This is a genomic window from Aquabacterium sp. (assembly GCF_004297345.1).
In the GTDB taxonomy this organism is placed as follows: Bacteria; Pseudomonadota; Gammaproteobacteria; order Burkholderiales; family Burkholderiaceae_C; genus Aquabacterium.
In genome coordinates, this window is the sequence record NZ_SCTN01000245.1 from 1 (window position 1) to 3,641 (window position 3,641).

General features: G+C 59.6%; 3 protein-coding genes and 1 pseudogene. 3 read left to right on the forward strand and 1 reads right to left on the reverse strand.

The features are described from left to right. A partial coding sequence (gene glmM / locus EPO09_RS08685) for a phosphoglucosamine mutase (RefSeq protein ID WP_290642199.1) occupies nucleotides 1-1,259 on the forward strand: 1,259 nt, incomplete at its 5' end. Nucleotides 1,260-1,330: 71 nt separating this feature from the next. Here the strand turns inward: glmM and EPO09_RS08690 are convergent. Then, nucleotides 1,331-1,834 (reverse strand): fasciclin domain-containing protein, encoded by a 504-nt coding sequence (locus EPO09_RS08690; protein WP_290642201.1) that lies wholly within the window; start codon nucleotides 1,832-1,834, stop codon nucleotides 1,331-1,333. Nucleotides 1,835-2,084: 250 nt separating this feature from the next. Between EPO09_RS08690 and pstS the strand changes: the two genes are divergently transcribed. After that, on the forward strand, nucleotides 2,085-3,107 hold the full coding sequence (gene pstS / locus EPO09_RS08695) for a phosphate ABC transporter substrate-binding protein PstS (RefSeq protein WP_290642203.1): 1,023 nt from the start codon (nucleotides 2,085-2,087) through the stop codon (nucleotides 3,105-3,107). Between the two features lie 185 nt (nucleotides 3,108-3,292). Next, nucleotides 3,293-3,641, forward strand: a pseudogene (gene pstC / locus EPO09_RS08700) (phosphate ABC transporter permease PstC); the annotation flags it as partial.

The window sequence follows — 3,641 nt, forward strand, 5'->3', positions numbered from 1 at the left end:
TTTTGAGACTGGGGCATGCCGTTGGCCAGGTTCTGCGCCGTACGGAGAAGCGCCCCACCGTGCTGATTGGCAAGGACACTCGCATTTCTGGCTACATGCTGGAGTCGGCGCTGGAAGCCGGCTTTGCGTCTGCTGGTGTGGATGTGCTGTTGACTGGCCCCTTGCCTACGCCCGGCGTGGCTTATCTCACGCGCGCTTTGCGCCTGAATCTTGGTGTGGTGATCAGCGCATCTCACAACCCGTTTGCGGACAACGGCATCAAGTTTTTCTCGGCCAAAGGCGAGAAATTGCCTGACGAATGGGAAATCGCAGTTGAGGCCGCATTGACCGATGCGCCCAGCTGGGTTGATTCCGCCAACCTGGGCAAGGCGCGCCGCCTAGAGGATGCACGCGGCCGCTATATCGAATTCTGCAAGAGCACTTTTGCCTCCAGTATGTCCCTCAAGGGACTGAAGCTGGTCGTGGATGCGGCTCATGGCGCTGGTTATCAGGTGGCGCCCGAGGTCTTTCACGAACTGGGCGCTGAGGTCATCTCGATTGGTTGCTCGCCCACCGGGCTCAACATCAATGAAGGCGTTGGGGCCACCCACCCTGAAGCGTTGGTGAAGGCGGTTGCGGAGCACGGTGCGCATTACGGCGTGGCGCTGGATGGCGACGCCGATCGGCTGCAGTTGGTGGATGCGCAAGGGCGTCTGTACAACGGCGATGAGCTGCTTTATGTGATGGTGGCTGATCGGCTGGACCAAGGCGAAGCTGTACCAGGCGCCGTGGGTACGCTCATGACCAATATGGCCATTGAGCTGGCCTTGCAGAACCGGGGCATCGATTTCGTTCGTGCCAAGGTGGGCGATCGTTACGTCCTGGAAGAGCTGGTGTGCCGAGGTTGGCAACTGGGTGGCGAAGGATCTGGCCATTTGATCGCGCTGGATCGTCACACCACAGGTGACGGCATCGTCAGTGCTTTGCAGGTGCTGCAGGCCGTGGCCCGCAGTGGCAAGTCGCTAGCGCAGTGGCTGGATGGCGTGAACCTGTTCCCGCAGCGCCTGATCAATGTGCGCTTGAAGGCGGGGCAGGATTGGCGTAGCAGCGCCAAGCTGGCCGATACCCAGAAGACCGTGCTGGCTCAGCTGAACGGCCGTGGTCGGGTATTGATTCGCCCATCGGGCACGGAGCCCTTGCTGCGTGTCATGGTGGAGGCGGAGGATCGCGCACTGGCCGATCAGTGCGCCCAGGCGCTGGCCGATGCCGTTCAAGACTGAACTCCTATTTGCCCATTGAAAAAGCCGGCTGATGAAGCCGGCTTTTTTGTGCCCGAAGCTTGTTGGCAGGCTTATTTTTTGGGCGGGGTCAGCAGGCGGTCAATCACGTGGATGACGCCGTTGCCCGAAGCAATGTCGGCCTTGGTGACCAGCGCGTCATCGACGGTCACGAAATCACCAGCCTTGGACACGGTGACTTTGGCGCCATTGGCCGTGGCGATCTGCTTGCTGCCATCAAAATCGCTGGCCTTCATCAGGCCGGGCACAACGTGATAGTTCAGCAGGCTCTTGAGGTGCTCGGGATCCTTGCTCAGCTTGTCGAGCGTGGCGGCAGGCAGGGCCTTGAATGCTTCGTCAGAAGGTGCAAACACGGTAACTGGGCCGGCGGCTTCCAGGGTGCTTTCCAGGCCAGCTTGCTTGATCAGTTTGGCAAACGTGGTCAGATCGGCATTCGAGTTGGCGGCCACAACCACGTTGGCGGGCGTCGAGGCAATGTCGGTGCTGGCGCAACCTGTCAAAGCAACAGTCAGGGCGATCAAGCTGCTCAGCAGCAGGTGAGGGCGACGATGGCTCATGAAAAATCTCCGTACTAAGTGTTTGCGTCAGATGGTTCCTGAACGCATGGCGGCACGATAGATTTGTCATGTGACCATTGCGTGACCGTTGGATGACGCAGCTGTCACGAAAAGCATGATCCCAAGGGGCTGTGGATTTATGACGATTGTGAAAATCGGTGTCACAGACACGTCACAATCGCCCTCTACAGTTCGCCGCATGGAAATTTGTCTGTCACATGACAGGAAAGGCGTACACATGAGCTTCAAGATGATTCGCACTGCCGCGGCTGTCGCCCTGGCTCTGGTTTCCGGCACCGTTTTGGCCGAGGACGTGACTGGCGCAGGTGCCACCTTCCCCGCGCCGCTGTACGCCAAGTGGGCGTCCGCGTTCAACACCGCCACCAATGTGCGCATCAATTACCAGTCCGTCGGTTCCGGTGCTGGCATCAAGCAGATCAAGGCCAAGACGGTTGACTTCGGTGCTTCCGACATGCCGCTCAAGGATGAAGAGCTGGCCAAGGACGGCCTGGTGCAGTTCCCCACCGTGATCGGTGGTGTGGTGCCTGTGGTGAACATCAAGGGCATCACGCCCGGCCAACTGAAGATGACCGGCGAAGTGCTGGGCAACATCTATCTGGGCAAGATCACCAAGTGGAATGACCCCGCGCTGGTCGCGCTGAACCCTGGCGTGGCCTTGCCTGATGCCGCCATCGCGCCTGTGCGCCGCGCTGACGGCTCCGGCACCAGCTTCATCTTCACGAACTACCTGTCCAAGGTGAACGCCGAGTGGAAAGCCAAGGTTGGTGAAGGCACGGCTGTGAACTGGCCTACGGGTGCCGGCGGCAAGGGCAACGAAGGCGTGTCGGCTTTCGTGCAGCGTCTGCCGAACTCGATCGGCTACGTTGAGTACGCTTACGCCAAGCAAAACAAGATGTCGCACGTGGCGCTGAAGAATGCCGCTGGCAACTATGTTGAGCCTGATGACGCCACCTTCAAGGCTGCCGCTGCTGGCGCCGAGTGGAACAAGTCCTTCTACCAGGTGCTGACCAACCAGTCGGACAAGAACGCGTGGCCTCTCAGCGGTGCGACCTTCATCCTGATGCACAAGGCACAGGAGAAGCCTGCACAGGCTGCCAGCACCTTGAAGTTCTTCGAGTGGGCTTACATCAACGGTGACAAGACTGCTGCTGATCTGGAATACGTGCCGCTGCCTGCGTCGGTGAAGGACCTGGTGCGCAAGCAGTGGGCCAGCATCGCTGACACGGCTGGCAAGGCCGTCTCCTACAAGTGATCGCGCTGTATTGATGCTATCTCTGCGCCGGGCACTTGTTTCGCAGGTGTCCGGCCTTGTTGTTCTCTCTAGTTGTACATGACCCGGATGTTCCCAGCCAACGGAGGCACTCGATGACTGCCATTCTTCCTGCTGACATGGATGATGCCAATGCTCCGCCTTCTCGTGGCACCAAGGGCCGCCCTATGACGAATCCTCCTTCCCGTCGCGTCAATCTGCCGTGGGCCGACGCTGTGTTTGCCGGCCTGGCTCGTGCTGCCGCCTTGCTGACACTGGCTTTGTTGCTGGGCATCATCGGCTCCTTGATCGTGGGCGCGTGGCCTGCCATCAAGACATATGGCATCAGCTTTCTGTGGCGCACCGAATGGGATCCTGTTCAGGAGCAATTCGGTGGCCTGGTGATGATCTACGGCACGCTGATGACCTCGTTCATCGCGCTGTTGATCGCGGTGCCGGTGTCCTTCGGTATCGCCATGTTCCTGACAGAGTTGTCGCCTTCGTGGTTGAAGCGCCCGCTCGGGATCGCAGTTGAAT

Excerpts from the sequence above, each read along its gene's own strand:
- EPO09_RS08690 (WP_290642201.1), bottom strand. The coding sequence starts at position 1,834 with ATGAGCCATCGTCGCCCTCACCTGCTGCTGAGCAGCTTGATCGCCCTG.
- pstS (WP_290642203.1), top strand. The coding sequence starts at position 2,085 with ATGATTCGCACTGCCGCGGCTGTCGCCCTGGCTCTGGTTTCCGGCACC.